The sequence below is a fragment of the Bradyrhizobium sp. SZCCHNRI3043 genome (assembly GCF_032377735.1).
In the GTDB taxonomy this organism is placed as follows: Bacteria; Pseudomonadota; Alphaproteobacteria; order Rhizobiales; family Xanthobacteraceae; genus Bradyrhizobium.
Genome location: NZ_JAUHID010000024.1, coordinates 64396 through 79951, shown reverse-complemented (window position 1 = coordinate 79951; position 15556 = coordinate 64396). Strand labels below are relative to the sequence as shown.

Sequence of the window (15556 nt, the reverse complement as noted above, 5' to 3'; positions counted from 1 at the left end):
TTCAACAGCGCCGAAAAAGCGTGGCCGAGATGCAGATAGCCGTTCGGGCTGGGGGCGAATCGGAAAACGGGTGGCATGTCATCTCGTCCTTGCCGGACTTGAGCTGGCGTGGTCCGACGATCATTCTTCGCGGGCTCGTTCGATCCGAGATGGATACGCGGGTCAAGCCCGCGCATGACAATGGAAAAGGTCGCACTGAGATGACCCTTCACCTCGATAGCCAGGACATCCTCGAGGATGCGATCCGCGACCTGGTGAAGCAGGACGCGCGGCTGGCGCCGATCCTCGCCGCCGCCGGCATGCCGGCGCTGCGGCGGCGCGAGCCAGGCTTTGCCGGGATCGCGCACATCGTCTGCGGCCAGCAACTGTCGACCGCCAGCGCGGCCGCGATCTGGGGCCGGCTGCAGGCGGCATTCGATCCGTTCGATGCCGACGCCATCCGCCGCGCCCGCGCCGACCGGCTGGGACGGCTCGGTCTCTCTGCGGCCAAGATCAAGACGCTGAAGCACATCGCGCGCGAGCTTGGCGCCGGGCGGCTCAATCTCGACGTGCTCGCCAATGAGGACGCCGATGCGGCCCACGCCACCTTGACGACCCTGCCCGGCATCGGACCGTGGACCGCCGACGTCTACCTGCTGTTCTGCCTCGGCCATGGCGATGCCTGGCCGGCCGGCGACCTCGCCGTGCAGGAGGCGGTCAAGGTCGGGCTCGGCCTTGCGGCGCGGCCTACGGCCAAGCAGATGATGCCGCTGGCCGAATCGTGGCGCCCACTGCGCGGCGCGGCGGCGCACCTGTGGTGGAGCTATTACCGCGAGGTCAAGAAGCGCGAGGGCGTCATCGCATCGGCGAACTAACAACTCCGGTGAACGCCGTTTCAAACAAAGTTGGGGTTGCAAAACGGTCATCGATGTCGGCCAGGATCGCACCACGACGCACATCATCGCATGGCCGGGGTCTTCATCATGCAATCGTCCGATTTCATCGTCGCACGCAGCGATCTGCAGCAGTGCAAGACGATCGTCACCGAGCTTCCCGATGGCGCCGCGCTTCCCGCCGAGGCGCTGCTGGTGAAGGTCGACCGCTTCGCCTTCACCGCCAACAACATCACCTACGCGCTGCTCGGCGAGCAGTTGAAATATTGGCAACTGTTTCCTGCGCCCGACGGCTTCGGCATCATTCCCGTGTGGGGCTTCGGCGACGTGATCGCCTCCCGCCATCCTGCCGTCGCCAAAGGCGAGCGCCTGTTCGGCTACTTCCCGATGGCGACGCATCTCGTCATCGAGGCCGCCGATGTCGGCAAGCGCGGCCTGCGCGACGCGGCCGCGCACCGGCAGGGCGTCGCGCCGGTCTACAACGCCTATGCGCGGGTCGGCGACGATCCCGCCTTTGCCGGACGGCAAGGCGATTATCAGGCCCTGCTGCGCCCGCTGTTCATGCTGTCGTTCCTGGTCGATGACTTTCTCGCCGAACAGGCCCATTTCGGCGCAACGACCGTCATCCTGTCCTCGGCCTCGAGCAAGACCGCGTTCGGCCTCGCCCACCTCTTGCATACGCAGCGCAAGCGCATCCGCGTGATCGGGCTGACCTCGCCATCGAATGCAGCCTTCGTCCGCTCGCTCGGCTGCTATGACGAAGTCGTGACCTACGATGCGGTCGACATGCTCGACGCGACGTCGCGCGCGGCGTTCGTCGACATGGCCGGCAATGCCAGTCTGCGCGCCGCGCTGCATCGACACTACGGCGACAACCTGGTCTATTCCGGCCGCATCGGCCTGACGCATCAGGACGGCAGCGATGATGTCGAGACGCTTTCCGGCGCCCGGCCCACCTGGTTCTTCGCGCCTGACCAGATCAGGAAGCGCGCCAAGGAATGGGGACCGGGCGGCATCGAGGCGCGGCTCGGCGCGGCGTGGCGGGACTTCGCTCCGCGGCTCGACGGCTGGCTCACGATCACGGAAGGACGCGGACCGGAGGCCGTGCAGCGCGTCTATCTCGACACCTTGCAAGGTCATATTCCGCCGCATCAGGGCCACATGCTGACGATGGCGACGTAACCAGGTTTTCACCCGCGACCAAAGCCGTGTAGCGTTGCCAGGACTGAGGTTGCACGGAGGCAGGGAGGCGAGGCGATGTCCATTCTCGGAACGGGCAATTTCACCTATCGCGTCGTCAAGGACTGGGCCAGGCTGCCCGAGGGCTGGGCGCTGACCGACGTCGCCTCGGTTGCCGTGGATAGCAAGGACCGCGTCTACGCCTTCAACCGCGGCACCCATCCGATGATCGTGTTCGACCGCGACGGCAATTTCATCAAGAGCTGGGGCGAGGGCCTGTTCAGCCGCGCCCACGGCCTGTCGATCGACAGCGACGACAATCTGTACTGCACCGACGATGGCGACCACACGGTGCGCAAGTGCCCCCCTGACGGCAGGTTGCTGCTGACCATCGGCCTGCCGGAGCACCCGACCCCATTCATGAGCGGCGAGCCGTTCAACCGCTGCACCCACACGGCGCTGTCGCCCTCGGGCGAGATCTACGTCTCCGATGGCTATGGCAATGCGCGGGTCCACAAATACACGCCCGACGGCAGATTGATCCGCAGCTGGGGCGAGCCAGGCTCGGATCCCGGCCAGTTCAACATCGTTCACAACATCGCGACCGATGCCGATGGCTTCGTCTACGTCGCCGATCGCGAGAACCACCGCATCCAGATCTTCGACGGCGACGGCCGCTACGAGACGCAGTGGAACAATCTGCACCGGCCCTGCGCGCTGTGCGCCTGCGGCGCGGGGCGCAGGACCTTCATCATCGGTGAGCTCGGTCCGGGCATGCCGGTCAACCTCAACGTCCCCAATCTCGGCCCTCGCCTGACCATCACGGATGCTGGCGGTCAGCGGCTGGCGCGGCTGGGCGGCGAGCACGGCCCGGGCCTGGAAACCGGCCGTTTCCTGGCGCCGCACGGCCTCGCGATCGACAGCCGCGGCGACATCTATGTCGGCGAGGTCGGCGTCACCAATTGGAGCACAAGCTTCCCGGACCGGCCGATGCCCGCCGAGGTCAACATCCACCGCTGCCTGCAGAAGCTGGAGCGTGTCCAGGCCTGACGACGCCTCGCCAGCCAGTTGGGGCGGCGACCGCAGATCTGCGACTGATTTGCAGTGCAGCTGCAAACCGCTCTGCCGCCGTTTTGACGCCTTTCGGGCGCCGCCTCGAAAGACGGGAGAAGCCGTGTCAAGCCATTCTTGGGGCTTCACAATCCCGTCACGCTGCATGTAGTATGTGAGGGCATGCTGCTTCGCAGCCGTTATGGAGGCCAGGAGCGTTACTTGAACGCACATGTCTCGCAAGGCGGTTGGCCGGTGTTGGTGCTGAACGCGGACTTCCGGCCGCTGAGTTATTACCCACTGTCTCTCTGGTCGTGGCAAGACGCGATCAAGGCGGTGTTCCTCGATCGCGTCAATATTGTCGAGTACTACGACAGAGCGATCCGAAGTCCCTCCTTCGAGATCCAGCTGCCCAGCGTGGTTTCGCTGAAATCCTTCGTGAAGCCGACGACGCATCCGGCCTTCACCCGCTTCAACGTCTTCCTTCGCGACCGCTTCGCCTGCCAGTACTGCCACTCCGGCGACGACCTGACCTTCGACCACGTCATTCCCCGCAGCAAGGGTGGCCAGACCACCTGGGAAAACGTCGTCGCCGCCTGCTCGCCCTGCAATCTGAAGAAGGGCAATCTGACCCCGCAGCAGGCCAAGATGTTCCCCAAGCAGGCGCCCTACGCGCCGACCGTCCACCAGCTCCATCGCAACGGCCGGCTGTTTCCGCCGAACTACCTGCACGACAGCTGGCTCGACTATCTCTATTGGGACACCGAGCTCGATCCGTAGCGGATCGGCGCTTTGTCGTCGTCGTTGGACCTCTGTGAAATGGCGGAAGCGCGCTCGCACGGCCGTGCCGGCTGGGGGTGATCGATGTCCGACGTCGACGACCACCGGCTCGATCGGCCAGACGGCTCGCCGAATGGCTCGGCCGTCCGGCGGTATAATGGGCTGGATTAACCCCACCTTAGGCCCCTGTTCAGCATGCTCCTGCGTCGCCGCGTTGGGCGCCGCCATGGCTGCCCGCTTCCGTCACCGATTCAGCAGGGCCGTCCGTTCCGCGCATGCAGACCGCAATCACCGAGTGCAAAGCGGCGGCGCTCGCGAAAGCCCAGGCAGCGAGCTCGCTGCAGAACATTTCCCTGACGCTGTTCGCCAATGTGGCGATCGCAACGTCGCTGGCGCTGTTGCTGTATCTCAGAGAGGGGGGCACGCTCATCTTCTGGTGGCTGGCAGCCGCCATCACCTTCGCGGCGCTCCGCGCTGGATGGGTGTCGTACCTGAAGTCTTCCGGACGGATCGAGCGCGATCCACGGCGCGTGCTGCGCAATCTCACCATCATGGCTTTCGCCAGCGGAGTGCTGTGGGCGATCGTCCCGCTCGCACTGCCGGCCTTCTCCCGCGCGCACAACGTCAACGACGTCGTCTTCATCATGGCCGGCACCACCACCGGCGCCATCATCCAGAGTCTTGCTTATTCGCCGATGGCGATCGCCTTCGGCGCGCCGCTGATGGGCTCGACCGTGTTGCGGATGCTGATCTCGGGCAGCGACGTCGACTACATCGTTGCGGTCGACGTCGCATTCCTGACCTTCATGCTGTTCCGCGCATCGCGGCTCGGCGAGCGCAACTTCATTGCGAGCCAGAATACCGCCATCGAGGCGACGGTGCTGGCGGAATCCGTCGCCGAGGCCAACCACGCCCTGGAGCGCCTGGTTCGCACGGACTCGCTCACCGGGCTCGCCAATCGCAGTCACTTCCGCACCGTGGCCGCCGCGGCCTGCCGTTCCGGACGCGGGGTCGCATTCCTCCTGATCGACGTCGACAACTTCAAGACCATCAACGATACGCGCGGCCACGACGCCGGCGACCGGGTCATCCAGGCAGTGGCCACCCTGCTGCAGTCCGCCTGCCACGCCGACGATCTGCCGGTTCGCCTGGGCGGCGACGAGTTCGTGGTCGTCATGCAGGGTGACGATGTCGCGAGCCGATCCGTCGCACTCGCCGAATGGCTGATGGCCGCCCTCACGCAGCCGCTCGCGATCGCGGGCCAGGTGCTGCCCGTCAGCTGCTCGATCGGCATCGCGGCGCATGCGGAAGGCTCGATCGATCTGGAAGAGCTCTCCGCCCGCGCCGACGTCGCGCTGTATCGCGCCAAGGACGACGGTCGCGGCTGCATGCGCGTGTTCGACGCCAAGATGCAGTCCGAGCTGACGCTGCAGCGCCGGCTCGATGCGGAGCTCCCCGCCGCGCTGGCCCGCCGCGAGCTCCACGTCGAATTCCAGCCCCAGGTCGCGATGGCCACGCAGGAGGTCATCGGGTTCGAGGCGCTGCTGCGCTGGAAGCACCCGAGCGCCGGACTGATCCCGCCGCCGGACATCGTGTCCGCAGCGATCCGATTGCGCCTGTCCGGCCAGCTCACGGAGTTCGTGGGCGAGCGCGTCTGCGCGTTCCTGCGCGCGCTCGACCGCAAGAAGGCGCACGGCATCCGGGTATCGATCAACGTCTCGCCGCGGGAATTCCCGCTTCACTCGCCGGCGCAGACCCTCAAGACCGTCTCCGAGCGCTACGGCGTCGATCCCCACCGGATCGAGATCGAGGTGACCGAAGAGGCGATGTTCGACCCCAAGCGCTGCGCCGACGAATTGAAGCTGATCGACCAATACGGCTTTGGTCTTGCGATCGACGATTTCGGCGTCGGCCATTCCTCGATTGCCAACCTGATGGCGGTCGAGATCGACACCATCAAGGTCGACCGCTCCTTCATCCACGGCATCGCCGGCAATCGACGGGATCAGCAGCTCGTCGCCGCCATCACCGCGGTGGCGCTGCCGCTCGGCCACCGCATGATCGCCGAGGGCGTCGAGAGCGAGGCGGACGCCGAGTGCCTTCGCATGCTCGGCTGCTCCTATGGACAGGGCTGGCTGTATGGCAAGCCGATGAAGGAGGACGACGCCATCGCGTGGCTCGTCCAGCATCGCAGCGGTGCTGCTGCCGCGGTCGAGCGCTTGCCGCGCAGCGCGTAGGTGCGGCGCGGACGTCGCGCTCACGGATGGACCAGCACATCGGCAAGACCATGGGCAAGGCTCGGTCCGAAGGCGCCGGCCCACGCGGCGGCGATGACGAGGACGAGTCCGGGAACGAGGCGCAGGGCGAAGGACGACCCGCCGCTGGTCCACGCCACCACGATCTTGCTGATCGTGTTCGCCGACAGCGCCGCGAGCACCGGAGCCACGGCATCGGCGGCGCCGATCTTGCCCGACGCGGCAAGCGCAGCCGCGGCCACCGCCGGCGCATGGGTATCGACGAGACCGGCGACGGCGGCGCTCGCCACCAGGCCGGCTTCGCCGAACGCCTCGCGCAACGCGGCCGACAGCACCAACACCGCAGAGATCGTCAGCGCCAGCAACAGCGCGCCCGGCAGGCTGAAGGCGTGTCCGGGCGGCAGATCGGCGGAGCCGCTCTGCCGCAACCCGACGATCGTGAAGATCGCACCGTAGATCGCCGCCGCCGCGCCGGCGCATAGCAGCGGAACCAGCAGCGCCTGCAGCGCCGGCAGGCTGGTGACGGCCAGCACCGCGGCGAGCTGGGCGATGGTCGCGACGGTCGACAATGTCGCGCCCGCCGCCGCGGCGCCGCCGAGCTCCGGCGCCTTGCGCGCCCGCGCGCCCATCGCGCCGATCGTGGCCGTGCTGGAGACGAAGCCCGAGGCGAAGCCGGATACGGCGAGCCCGCCGCGTGCGCCGAGCAGACGCATCGAGACATGTCCGGCGGCACCGATCGCCATCATCAGGACGACGAGCGTCCAGATGCCGCGCAGATTGAGCGCGCCGTACGGACCGATCGGCTGATCCGGGAGCAGCGGCAGCACGACCAGCGTGGCCGCGGCAAAGATCAGGCCGTCCTTGAGCTCGCTCTCGCTGAGCACCGAACGGACGAAGTCGTGCAGCACCGGCCGGGCCGCCAGCAGCACCGCCAGCACGACGGCGACGCCCGCCGCCAGAGCCGGTTGCTCGGTGGCGAGACCGCCGAGCAGGACGGTCAGGATCAGCGCCGCCTCCGACGTCAGTCCCGGATCGTCGCTGTGCGAACGCCAATAGGCGATCGCGGTGAGGACCATGATTCCAGTGGTGACGACGGCCAACAGCACCTTGCCGCCGATCAGCATGCCGATCGCACCGGCAAGCGACGCCACGGCAAAGGTCCGCAAGCCGGCGGGCGAGCGTCCGGGCCCCTCGCCCTTGCGGCGCTCGCGCTCGAGGCCGATCAGCAGTCCGATGCCGAGCGCAACGACGATCGCGATGATCGCGGGACTGAGGCTCATGACATCCGGCATCGACACGGTCCTGCATCACACCGCCAGGCCAGCGCCGGGGGACATCGGGAAACGCGATACTTCGGCACGAGGGTTCCCATCGGTACGCTCAAGGCGCGACGAACGCGCTGACGATCATCAGCATACACGTGATGAGACCGAGCGCAGGGACCCATAGCGGCACCCGCACATGGGCGGCATCCGATCCAATGCGCCGGATGCGAATACGAAGCAGGCACAGGTTGACGATCGCAAAGATCGTCAGCGTCGCGAGCGAGGTGCCTTCCGCCAGCCGCTCCAGCGGGAAGGCCAGCGCGAGAACCGCGACCGCCAGCATGACGAGCCCGGTTGCGATCAGCGGCGTTCCGGTACGCGGATCGACCCGGCCGGCGATGCGCGGCAGGTCGCCCTGCCCCGCCATGCCGTAGACGACGCGAGCCGTCATCGTCATCTGGGCGAGAATGGTGTTGAGCGTGGACACGATCGCGATCGCATTGAAGGTCGCCGGACTGATGCCCGCTACGGCATTGAACACCACGCTGAGCGGCGCGGAAGAGGCCGACAGCGTCTCCGGCGGCACGGCGGTCACCGCAATCGCTGCAATCAGCACATAGAGCACCGTGGTGATCAGCAGCGTGAGCGCCATCGCCCACGGAATGCTTCGCTGCGGGCTCTTGGCCTCTTCCACGACGTTGGCGAGGTCCTCGAAGCCGACGAAGGCGAAGAACGCGAGCAGGCCGGCGAACGTGATGCCTGAGAGAACGCCGAGATCGAGCGGCGGCGGCGTCAGCAAGGCAGGGCCGAACGCGACGCCGGAGTGAACGGCCGAGACGACGATCCACACCAGTCCGCCGGTCTCGATCAAGGTCAGCAGTCCGGCGAGCATCACCGATTCGAGAATGCCCCAGGACGCGACCATGCCGAGCGCGACCACGATTGCCATCGCGATCAACGGCGTCGGCAGATCGATCAGTTGCCGGATGTAGCCGGCGCCGCCGAGCGTCACCGCGGCCGCCGCAATGATGCCGGTGGCGAGCCGCAGCGAGCCGACCGCCGTCGACAACAGCCGCGACTTGAATGCCGCGCGGGCATAGGCGGCTTCGCCGGCGCTCACGGGATAGCGGGTCGCAAGCTCGGCATAGGAGGCGGCGGTGAACGCCATCACGAACGCCGCCAGCGCAAAGGCCCAGGAGGAATGGACTCCCGCATGACCGGCGACCGCGCCGATCAGGACGTAGATGCCGGCTCCGACGGTTACGCCCGTGCCATAGAGGACCAGCAGCGGCAGTCCGAGCCGCCGCCGCAAGCCAGATGGAGGCACGATTGGATCTTGCGGCACCACGACGTCCATTCTTGATCACAACGAATAACAGAGTTGTAGGGGCTTAAGGGAGCAAGCGCGAGCGCTCTTGATCTCGGTCAACCGGGACACGCGCGAGACTCTCTGGGCTGCGGCATTCGGCCGCCCGTCAGGACAAGGCGCGTCGCTGACGCACCGGCGCCAAATAGCGTTCGTGCACATGCGTCTGCCAAGACACGCGTCCGCGCTCCCGCGGCGCAATCCGCCCGAGCCGTGCTGATCGAACTCCCCTCCGCAACGACGCGCGAATGTCATCGCACGACCATTATTGCGAACTTGACGCCAGCATCGGGGCGCCAGGACCACGCGGCTATATTTTCGCATTCGGTGAAACGCGCCGAGACTAAGAAAACCCTTTAAAGCAAGCGCCTTTGGACTAGCCTGTAGCGGGCTGTTTCTGCGGGTTTCGCCAAATCTAGGGCCCGGCCCCAAGCCTTTCAGTGCCCTCACAACAAACTGAAAGCCTCAAAGCCGAGCCCCTTGGGCTCAACCCTTAAGGAGCCGAAACCGCAATGGACATTACCACCACCATCGAACCCGCTGGCAAGCGCGCGCAATGGCTCGGCGTCTATTACCCCGAAACCTTCGCGGTCGAACATGCCCGCACCGAGGTCTATGCCCTGAAAACCAGGATCGGCAACGGCGAGAACGTTGCAGAGGGTTTGCGGCAGCAGAAGGCGCAGCGGCAAGACCGTCGACGAGATTATCGAGGAGCGATCGAGTGGATGAAGACGCCAATCCGAAGCCGGACGGGGAAATGCGGCCCCGGATCGAAACCTGGGAGAACGTCACCGGCCATCTGCGGCGCTTCATCGGTCGCCGGCTCGGCAAGAAGATCGCCAGCGAAGTCACCAAGCAATGCTGTCGAACGACATCGTGGCAGGCGAGCTCAGCGTTCCGTCCATCGCTAATGCCCGCCACATGCGGCGCGCCGACTCCGGGCTGTTCAATTGGGCAGTCGAGGCCGGCCGCGACTACGTGACCGCCAGCCCTTGCGTCAACCTGCCGAAGCTCGACTCCGAGCATCCGCGCACACGTGTCCTTTCCGAGGACGAGATCAGGGCTTTCTGGCACGGCCCCGATCGGGCGCGCCAGATGCGGGGGATGGGGCGAGTCGCGAAATATCGCTCGATCCTCGAGATTTCCGGATCGATCCGATCCTCACACCCACTTAGCGGAATATCGGCGATGGCCGGTTTTTGACCCATAGCGACTGGCTCTGATCGAATTGGTTGCAATAAATAAATTCTGCTACTACGATTAGAGTTACTGTCTTTCACTAGAGAGGATGAGAGCAATGACACGGTTGGGGTTGCTCGCTCTTGTAGCAGTTTCATTTGCATTTCCGGCTTTTGCGCAGGGCAACCGATCCAGTCAGGCGGTGGAATTTACGAATCAATCATTCCTGAAAAAGGACGAAGGAAAAGCAACACCGATTCGACGCTTCAATCCCAAACAGTTCGATAAAGTTCGCCGAATGTTGGCGCGCGCCAAGGATGGGACGAAAGTCACTTGCACCTATTCATGTGGGCCAGAGTACTGCATTCCTGGCTGCGATCCACCCGACGAAAACCACGCTATTACCGGCTGCTCTTCCTGCTATTCCATAGGACAAGACTGCACCCTCGTGGGGTGTCGCTGAACGAGAAACTGAGATAGAGAGTAATCCGCTAGCGCCTCAATTGGTGGCCTCTTTCGTGTAGTAGCCATCGTCGTTTCAGCAAGTTTCACTGGATAAATGGCTTAGACCATTGACGCCGCCGCGCTTGCCGATCTATTCGGCGTCGCCATTCGCACAATCACCGATCTTGCGGAGCGGGGCATCGTCCTGCACGAAGGGCGCGGCTATGCGCTGACGGCTAGCGTTTAGCGATACTGCAAACACTTGCGCGACCTTGCCGCCGGACGCTGCGTCGAGGCCCCCATCTCGACCGCAACGGCGGCCCGTGCGCGCGTCTGGCAAGTGAGCAGGCCGACCATATCGCTTTGAAGAACGCACACGCACGGGCGCGCTGCTCGACGCAGGGGCGGTTGAGGCGGAATGGTCGGCTATCCCACGGCCGGTGCGCGCGGGTGTGCTGGCGGTGCCGCCGCGAGTCGCGGCGCCGACGCTGGCGAGGCGCGCCTCATCCGCGGCGCAGCCGGGCTGCGGTTCGAGGGACCGGCGTTCAGGCCGGCGGGATGATCACCGGACAGCGGGGGCGTCAGCGCCCCCGGCTGCACCTTCGACAGGCAGGACGCACAGTCATCTCTCCGCCAGACGACTGCCATGCGCACCGCTCCGCACATTGGCGGATGACATCGCGCCGCCGAACGGCTAAGCGGTCCGCCCCCCCGGACGGAAACGAGACGAGCATGGCGGCAGCGGCCCATTGTGGCATCGACTTCGGCACTTCGAACACCACGGTCGGCCTCAGCAATTCCGCCTCCGCAGAGCTCATCCCCCTGGAGGGCGAGCAGCGGACCTTGCCGAGTGCGATGTTCTTCGATTTCGAGGATCACGGCACCCAGTTCGGGCGCAGCGCGATCGAACGCTATCTGACCGGCCACGACGGCCGCTTCATGCGCGCGCTGAAGAGCATCCTCGGCACCGCGCTGATTCACGAGAAGACCTATATCCGGCAGAAGGCGGTGCCGTTTGCCGGCATCCTCGGCTTCTTCTTCGCGCATCTGAAGACGCAGATCGAGACGCGGCTCGGCAGGGAGATTAATCAGGTCGTGCTCGGCCGTCCCGTCCGCTTCGTCGACAAGGACGACGCGGCCGACGCGGAGGCGCAGAGCGCGCTGGAGGGAATCGCGCGCGACCAGGGTTTCAGGCACATCGCGTTCCAATACGAGCCGATCGCCGCCGCGCTCGACTACGAGCAGCAGGTCGCCCGCGAGGAGCTGGTGCTGATCGTCGACATCGGCGGCGGCACCTCGGACTTCTCGATCGTGCGCGTCTCGCCCGAGCGGCGCAGCAAGGCGCAGCGCGAGGACGACATCCTCGCCAATGGCGGCATCCATATCGGCGGCACCGATTTCGACCGGCTTCTCAGCCTGAAAAGCGTGATGCCGCATCTCGGCTATGGCAGCCGGACCGCCGACGGCAAGCGCGAGCTGCCGACGGCCTATTATCACGAGCTCGCCACCTGGCACCGCATCAACCAGCTCTACAAGAGGGGCGTCATCGGCGAGCTGCGCCAGATCCGCTACGAGGCCGAGCGGCGCGATCTGGTCGACCGCTTCATCAAGGTGGTGGAGGAGCATCGCGGCCATACGCTTGCGATCGGCGTCGAGCAGGCCAAGATCGCGCTGACCGCGGCGAAGTCGCTGACCTCGGTGCTGTCGGAGAAGGACGACTGGGCCCGCATCCGCTTTACGCGCAAGGATTTCGACCGCGCCATCGCCGATTCCGTCGAACGCGTCGTCGGCACCGTGACGAAGCTGCTCGACGATGCCGGCGTCGGGGCCGCTTCCATCAACACCATCTTCCTCACCGGCGGCTCGAGCATGGTGCCGGCGCTGCGTCAGGCGATCCTGGCGCTGTTTCCGGCGGCGCGCATCGCGGAGACCGACCTGCTCGGCAGCGTCGGCATCGGGCTCGCGCTCGACGCGCGGCGCAAGTTCGGCTGAGCCCGCTCAGCGCGGTTCCGACGCCGAGGGCTGCGGGTCCTGCACCCGGAGTGTCCGCGGCCGTGGCGCGGCGCGCGGCGGAGCCGGCGCCGATCCGGGAGCGCGAGCCTGGCTGCGCTTGGCGCGAGCCGGCGGAAGGCTGGTCGTCGTTGTCGCCGCACCCGCCCATTCTCCGTCACGAATGATGCGCCAGGGTTCGGGATCGATCGGACGCGATTGCGGAGCAACGACCGCGGGCCGGCTGGCGCGGCGCCGCCGCGGCGGCTCGCTCGGCACCGGCGGAGCGACCGGACGGACCATGTCGGATGTCGTCTCGGCGGCCGGCGGCGCATCGGCGGGCATTTCGATTGGGACTGCCGCCGCGGCCGGCTCGGCCGCAACAGGCTCGGCCTGAACGGCGGGCGCAGCTTGAGACGGCGTCTCCGCTCGCACGATCGATCCCGTGGTCTCCTCGACCGGCCCCGACTGGAACATGTCATTCGGCAGCAGCACGCCCGCAATCGCGAGTGCGGCGGCGAGGCTTCTGCCGAGCGAGATCAGCGCAGGACGCTCGCGCGGCAGCGCGGCGCTGCTGATCATCCGGCGCCCGGCATCGACGCCGACCACCGCGACAAAGGCCGCGAAGCCGAGGCTGCCGCCGACGCTGGGCAGGACCGCCGCCGCCTGGACCAGCAACGCGGTCAGCGCCACCGCGGCGACCAGCGGCTGGACCACGCCGTGCAAACGCTGCGGCGACGACATGCCGACGAAACAACCGGCAAAATACGCGTCGGACAGGCGGGCATCGTCCGGCACGAGCTGCTGCAGGACGACGAGACCGGCACAGGCCAGCGCTGCCGAGACGAAGATGCGCGTCGGCCGCCCTGCGGCCGCGACCTGCGGCAGCCTCAGCGCGAACATCGTTGCGACCATTCCGACGCCGCACAGCGCCAGCATGAGCACCGAATGATTGAGACCCTTATCGAAGCCCTGAAGGCTGGCGACGCGCAACGGCACGCCATCGGCGCCGAGCAGCGGCGCGAGACTGAGGAACAGAAACGAGCCGATCGCCGCGAGCGCGCCGAAGCGCCCGCCATAGCCGCGCAACAGCACGACGCGCAGCCGCATTTCGAGCGCGCAGACACTGCAGAACACGAGGCCGCAGAACAGCGACAGCAGCAGGAAGGACCTGTCGACCGGAAGCCCCGACCGCGCCACGCTCTCGCTCAACGCAACGATCGGCGTCATCCCGCTGAAGCTGCCGCCATAGACCGAGGAGGAGAAGGTCGTCGGCAGCAGATCTCTGGTTCTTGCCGTGATCAGGCCGGCGCAGAGCAGCAGGGTGGCGGTGACCGACGCGAGCGCCGGGGGCAGACCCGACGTGCTCAGGTGCAGCGTCGCCAGACAGCCGAGAAAGGCACCGGCGAACGAGGCCAGCGGCACGACATTCAGCAATCGGCGCGGCCAGCGGCGAGAGCCGGGCTCGGACGACTGGTCGAGCGCGCCATCGCGGTCCGCTGTCACGGCCCCGCCAACGTCGACGGGTCCGGCCGCCACTCCGGCGTGGGCTGCACCTCATGGCGGGCCACGATGCGCGGTCGCGCCGTCGCGTGCGGCACCACCCGCGTCTGGTGGCGCTTCAGCGGCACAGCTAGGAGCCCCGCGGCCTGACCGTCGCGAGCGATCCGCCGGGACGGGCCTGCGGAGGCCGGCGACGCGGACTGCTGGGCCGGCCCACTCGGGGGCCGCGCGGCGAGCGGATTGGCGCCCTGCGGATCCAGGATCTGAAGCGGCAGATCCGGCGCTGCGGCAGCGGCCGAGGCCGGCTCGCCGGGCACCATGCCGTCGCGCCGATCCTCGTCACGTGAGGGCATCGTGGTCCGCGCCGGCGCAGCGGCCCCGTCCGCGTTCACGAACGGACCGTTGGGCTCCGCCACCGGCCGCTGAAACATCAGCTCGCTGGAGAGCAGCACCGCGAAGATAGCGAGTGTGGCGACGAGCCCCCGCGTCCAGGCGAGGGCGGTCTGCCACGGCGATTCCCCTGCCTCGACGAACAGCCGGACCGCAGCATCCACGAAGATGACCGAGACGAAGGCGATGTATCCGAGGCTGCCGCCGACGCTCGGCAGGATGGGACCGGTGAGGATCAGCAGAGCCGTCAGCAGCACCGCCGCGGCCATCGCCTGCAGCAGGCTGCGCAGCCGCCGCGACGACGACATGCCGACGAAGCAACCGGCAGAATAGGCGTCGAGATCGGGGGCGTCGCTGGGCAGGAGCTGCAGCACCACGAGGCCGGCAAAGGCCACGGTCGCCGCAACGAAGATGCGCACCGCGCGGCGCGACCCTGCCACGGGCGCCCAGCGCAAGGCGGCCATCGTCGCCAGCATGCCGACCGAGCACAACGCGAAGGTGAGCGCGATGCCGCCGAGCCCCTGCTCCAGGGCGCCGCGGCGCGCGATCGGAAACAGCTCGCCCTCGGCGCCGAGCAGCGGCGCCAGACCGACGAACAGGAACGAAGCGACCGCCGCCAGCGCGCCCAGTCGTCCGCCATAACCGCGCGCGAGCCCGCCGCGCAGCCACATGTCGAGCGCGCAGCCCAGACAGAACATCAGTCCACAGAACAGCGAGAGCAGAACGAAGGCGGCGTCGAGCGGCAGGCCGGCGCGGATGACGCTGGCGTTCAACAGCGCCACGGGAGTCATGCCGACGAAGCTGCCGCCATAGGCCGACGAGAAGAACGTGCTCGGCACCAGATCCGCGGTCCGTGTCAGGATCAGCGAGGCGCACAGCAGCAAAGCCGCCGCCGCCGAGGCAATCAGCGGCGACAGCCCGGCTGCACTCAGATGCAGGGTCATCAGGCAGCCGAGGAACGCGGCGATGAACGACGCCAGCGGCGGGCAGCCGAGCTGGAACAGCTGCGAGCCGTAGAACGGCACGGCCCGGCCGAGCTGCCGATCGCGCCATGTGCGCGGATCGAAGCTCTGCTCCGCCCGCAGACGACGTAACTGACGATCCGCCGCTTTGCGCTTCATGTCCACGACACCCCGAATCGCGCCAGCCCAAGATCTGCGTGATGATCTCGCGGCAAGCGAATGGTTGACGTTCGGGCGCAACCCTGAGCCCGAGCCGGCGCAGTTTCCTGCGACGGTTGTACGCGCGCTGCATTCGCGCAGGTTGCGTGTGCTCGATTCATGC

Annotated in this window: 14 protein-coding genes; 8 read left to right on the top strand and 6 right to left on the bottom strand. The window is 66.9% G+C overall.

Features of this window, described 5'->3' with window-relative positions; translation table 11 throughout:
• A partial coding sequence (locus QX124_RS29170) for a glutamate--tRNA ligase family protein (RefSeq protein WP_315799008.1) occupies positions 1-212 on the bottom strand: 212 nt, incomplete at its 3' end.
• On the opposite strand from QX124_RS29170, the gene QX124_RS29165 reads away from it, so the two are divergent.
• The 5 genes from QX124_RS29165 (at position 201) to QX124_RS29145 (ending at position 6118) form a co-directional block, all read left to right on the top strand.
• The gene (locus tag QX124_RS29165) at positions 201-854 is read left to right on the top strand and encodes a DNA-3-methyladenine glycosylase 2 family protein (RefSeq protein ID WP_315799007.1); all 654 of its coding nucleotides are present in this window, start codon (positions 201-203) and stop codon (positions 852-854) included. The two genes, QX124_RS29170 and QX124_RS29165, sit on opposite strands and share 12 nt — an antisense overlap.
• Positions 855-962: 108 nt before the next feature.
• On the top strand, positions 963-2054 hold the full coding sequence (locus QX124_RS29160) for a DUF2855 family protein (protein WP_315799006.1): 1092 nt from the start codon (positions 963-965) through the stop codon (positions 2052-2054).
• Positions 2055-2129: 75 nt separating this feature from the next.
• Positions 2130-3101, top strand: coding sequence for a peptidyl-alpha-hydroxyglycine alpha-amidating lyase family protein (locus tag QX124_RS29155; RefSeq protein ID WP_315799005.1), 972 nt, complete (start codon positions 2130-2132; stop codon positions 3099-3101).
• 222 nt (positions 3102-3323) lie between these two features.
• Positions 3324-3881 carry an HNH endonuclease gene (locus QX124_RS29150; protein ID WP_009025578.1) on the top strand — a complete coding sequence of 186 codons (558 nt, stop codon included), beginning with the start codon at positions 3324-3326 and terminating at the stop codon, positions 3879-3881.
• Positions 3882-4156: 275 nt separating this feature from the next.
• The gene (locus tag QX124_RS29145; protein WP_315783034.1) at positions 4157-6118 is read left to right on the top strand and encodes a putative bifunctional diguanylate cyclase/phosphodiesterase; all 1962 of its coding nucleotides are present in this window, start codon (positions 4157-4159) and stop codon (positions 6116-6118) included.
• A gap of 20 nt (positions 6119-6138) precedes the next feature.
• On the opposite strand, the gene QX124_RS29140 is transcribed toward QX124_RS29145, so the two are convergent.
• The 3 genes from QX124_RS29140 to QX124_RS29130 all read right to left on the bottom strand — a co-directional run bounded on the left by QX124_RS29140 (position 6139) and on the right by QX124_RS29130 (position 9456).
• Positions 6139-7428, bottom strand: coding sequence for an MgtC/SapB family protein (locus tag QX124_RS29140; protein ID WP_315799004.1), 1290 nt, complete (start codon positions 7426-7428; stop codon positions 6139-6141).
• Positions 7429-7516: 88 nt separating this feature from the next.
• Positions 7517-8728, bottom strand: coding sequence for an APC family permease (locus QX124_RS29135; protein ID WP_315799003.1), 1212 nt, complete (start codon positions 8726-8728; stop codon positions 7517-7519).
• A gap of 485 nt (positions 8729-9213) precedes the next feature.
• Entirely contained in the window at positions 9214-9456 is a 243-nt protein-coding gene (locus tag QX124_RS29130; RefSeq protein WP_315799002.1) for a hypothetical protein, read from the bottom strand.
• A gap of 169 nt (positions 9457-9625) precedes the next feature.
• Here QX124_RS29130 and QX124_RS29125 point away from each other — a divergent pair, with 169 nt between their 5' ends.
• The 3 genes from QX124_RS29125 to QX124_RS29115 all read left to right on the top strand — a co-directional run bounded on the left by QX124_RS29125 (position 9626) and on the right by QX124_RS29115 (position 12382).
• A complete protein-coding gene (locus QX124_RS29125; protein ID WP_315799001.1) occupies positions 9626-9970 on the top strand; it encodes a hypothetical protein in 345 nt (114 codons plus the stop codon).
• Between the two features lie 94 nt (positions 9971-10064).
• Positions 10065-10409 carry a hypothetical protein gene (locus tag QX124_RS29120; RefSeq protein WP_315799000.1) on the top strand — a complete coding sequence of 115 codons (345 nt, stop codon included), beginning with the start codon at positions 10065-10067 and terminating at the stop codon, positions 10407-10409.
• 713 nt (positions 10410-11122) lie between these two features.
• Positions 11123-12382 carry an Hsp70 family protein gene (locus QX124_RS29115; protein WP_315798999.1) on the top strand — a complete coding sequence of 420 codons (1260 nt, stop codon included), beginning with the start codon at positions 11123-11125 and terminating at the stop codon, positions 12380-12382.
• 6 nt (positions 12383-12388) lie between these two features.
• Here the strand turns inward: QX124_RS29115 and QX124_RS29110 are convergent, their stop codons facing one another.
• Positions 12389-13885, bottom strand: a complete 1497-nt coding sequence (locus tag QX124_RS29110; RefSeq protein ID WP_315798998.1) for a hypothetical protein — start codon at positions 13883-13885, stop codon at positions 12389-12391.
• A complete protein-coding gene (locus tag QX124_RS29105) occupies positions 13882-15393 on the bottom strand; it encodes a hypothetical protein (RefSeq protein ID WP_315798997.1) in 1512 nt (503 codons plus the stop codon). Before QX124_RS29105 ends, QX124_RS29110 begins: the two co-directional genes overlap by 4 nt.
• Positions 15394-15556 lie beyond the last annotated feature (163 nt).

Excerpts from the sequence above, each read along its gene's own strand:
- QX124_RS29115 (WP_315798999.1), top strand. The coding sequence starts at position 11,123 with ATGGCGGCAGCGGCCCATTGTGGCATCGACTTCGGCACTTCGAACACC.
- QX124_RS29105 (WP_315798997.1), bottom strand. The coding sequence starts at position 15,393 with ATGAAGCGCAAAGCGGCGGATCGTCAGTTACGTCGTCTGCGGGCGGAG.
- QX124_RS29120 (WP_315799000.1), top strand. The coding sequence starts at position 10,065 with ATGACACGGTTGGGGTTGCTCGCTCTTGTAGCAGTTTCATTTGCATTT.
- QX124_RS29125 (WP_315799001.1), top strand. The coding sequence starts at position 9,626 with ATGCTGTCGAACGACATCGTGGCAGGCGAGCTCAGCGTTCCGTCCATC.
- QX124_RS29140 (WP_315799004.1), bottom strand. The coding sequence starts at position 7,428 with ATGCCGGATGTCATGAGCCTCAGTCCCGCGATCATCGCGATCGTCGTT.
- QX124_RS29160 (WP_315799006.1), top strand. The coding sequence starts at position 963 with ATGCAATCGTCCGATTTCATCGTCGCACGCAGCGATCTGCAGCAGTGC.
- QX124_RS29155 (WP_315799005.1), top strand. The coding sequence starts at position 2,130 with ATGTCCATTCTCGGAACGGGCAATTTCACCTATCGCGTCGTCAAGGAC.
- QX124_RS29145 (WP_315783034.1), top strand. The coding sequence starts at position 4,157 with ATGCAGACCGCAATCACCGAGTGCAAAGCGGCGGCGCTCGCGAAAGCC.
- QX124_RS29165 (WP_315799007.1), top strand. The coding sequence starts at position 201 with ATGACCCTTCACCTCGATAGCCAGGACATCCTCGAGGATGCGATCCGC.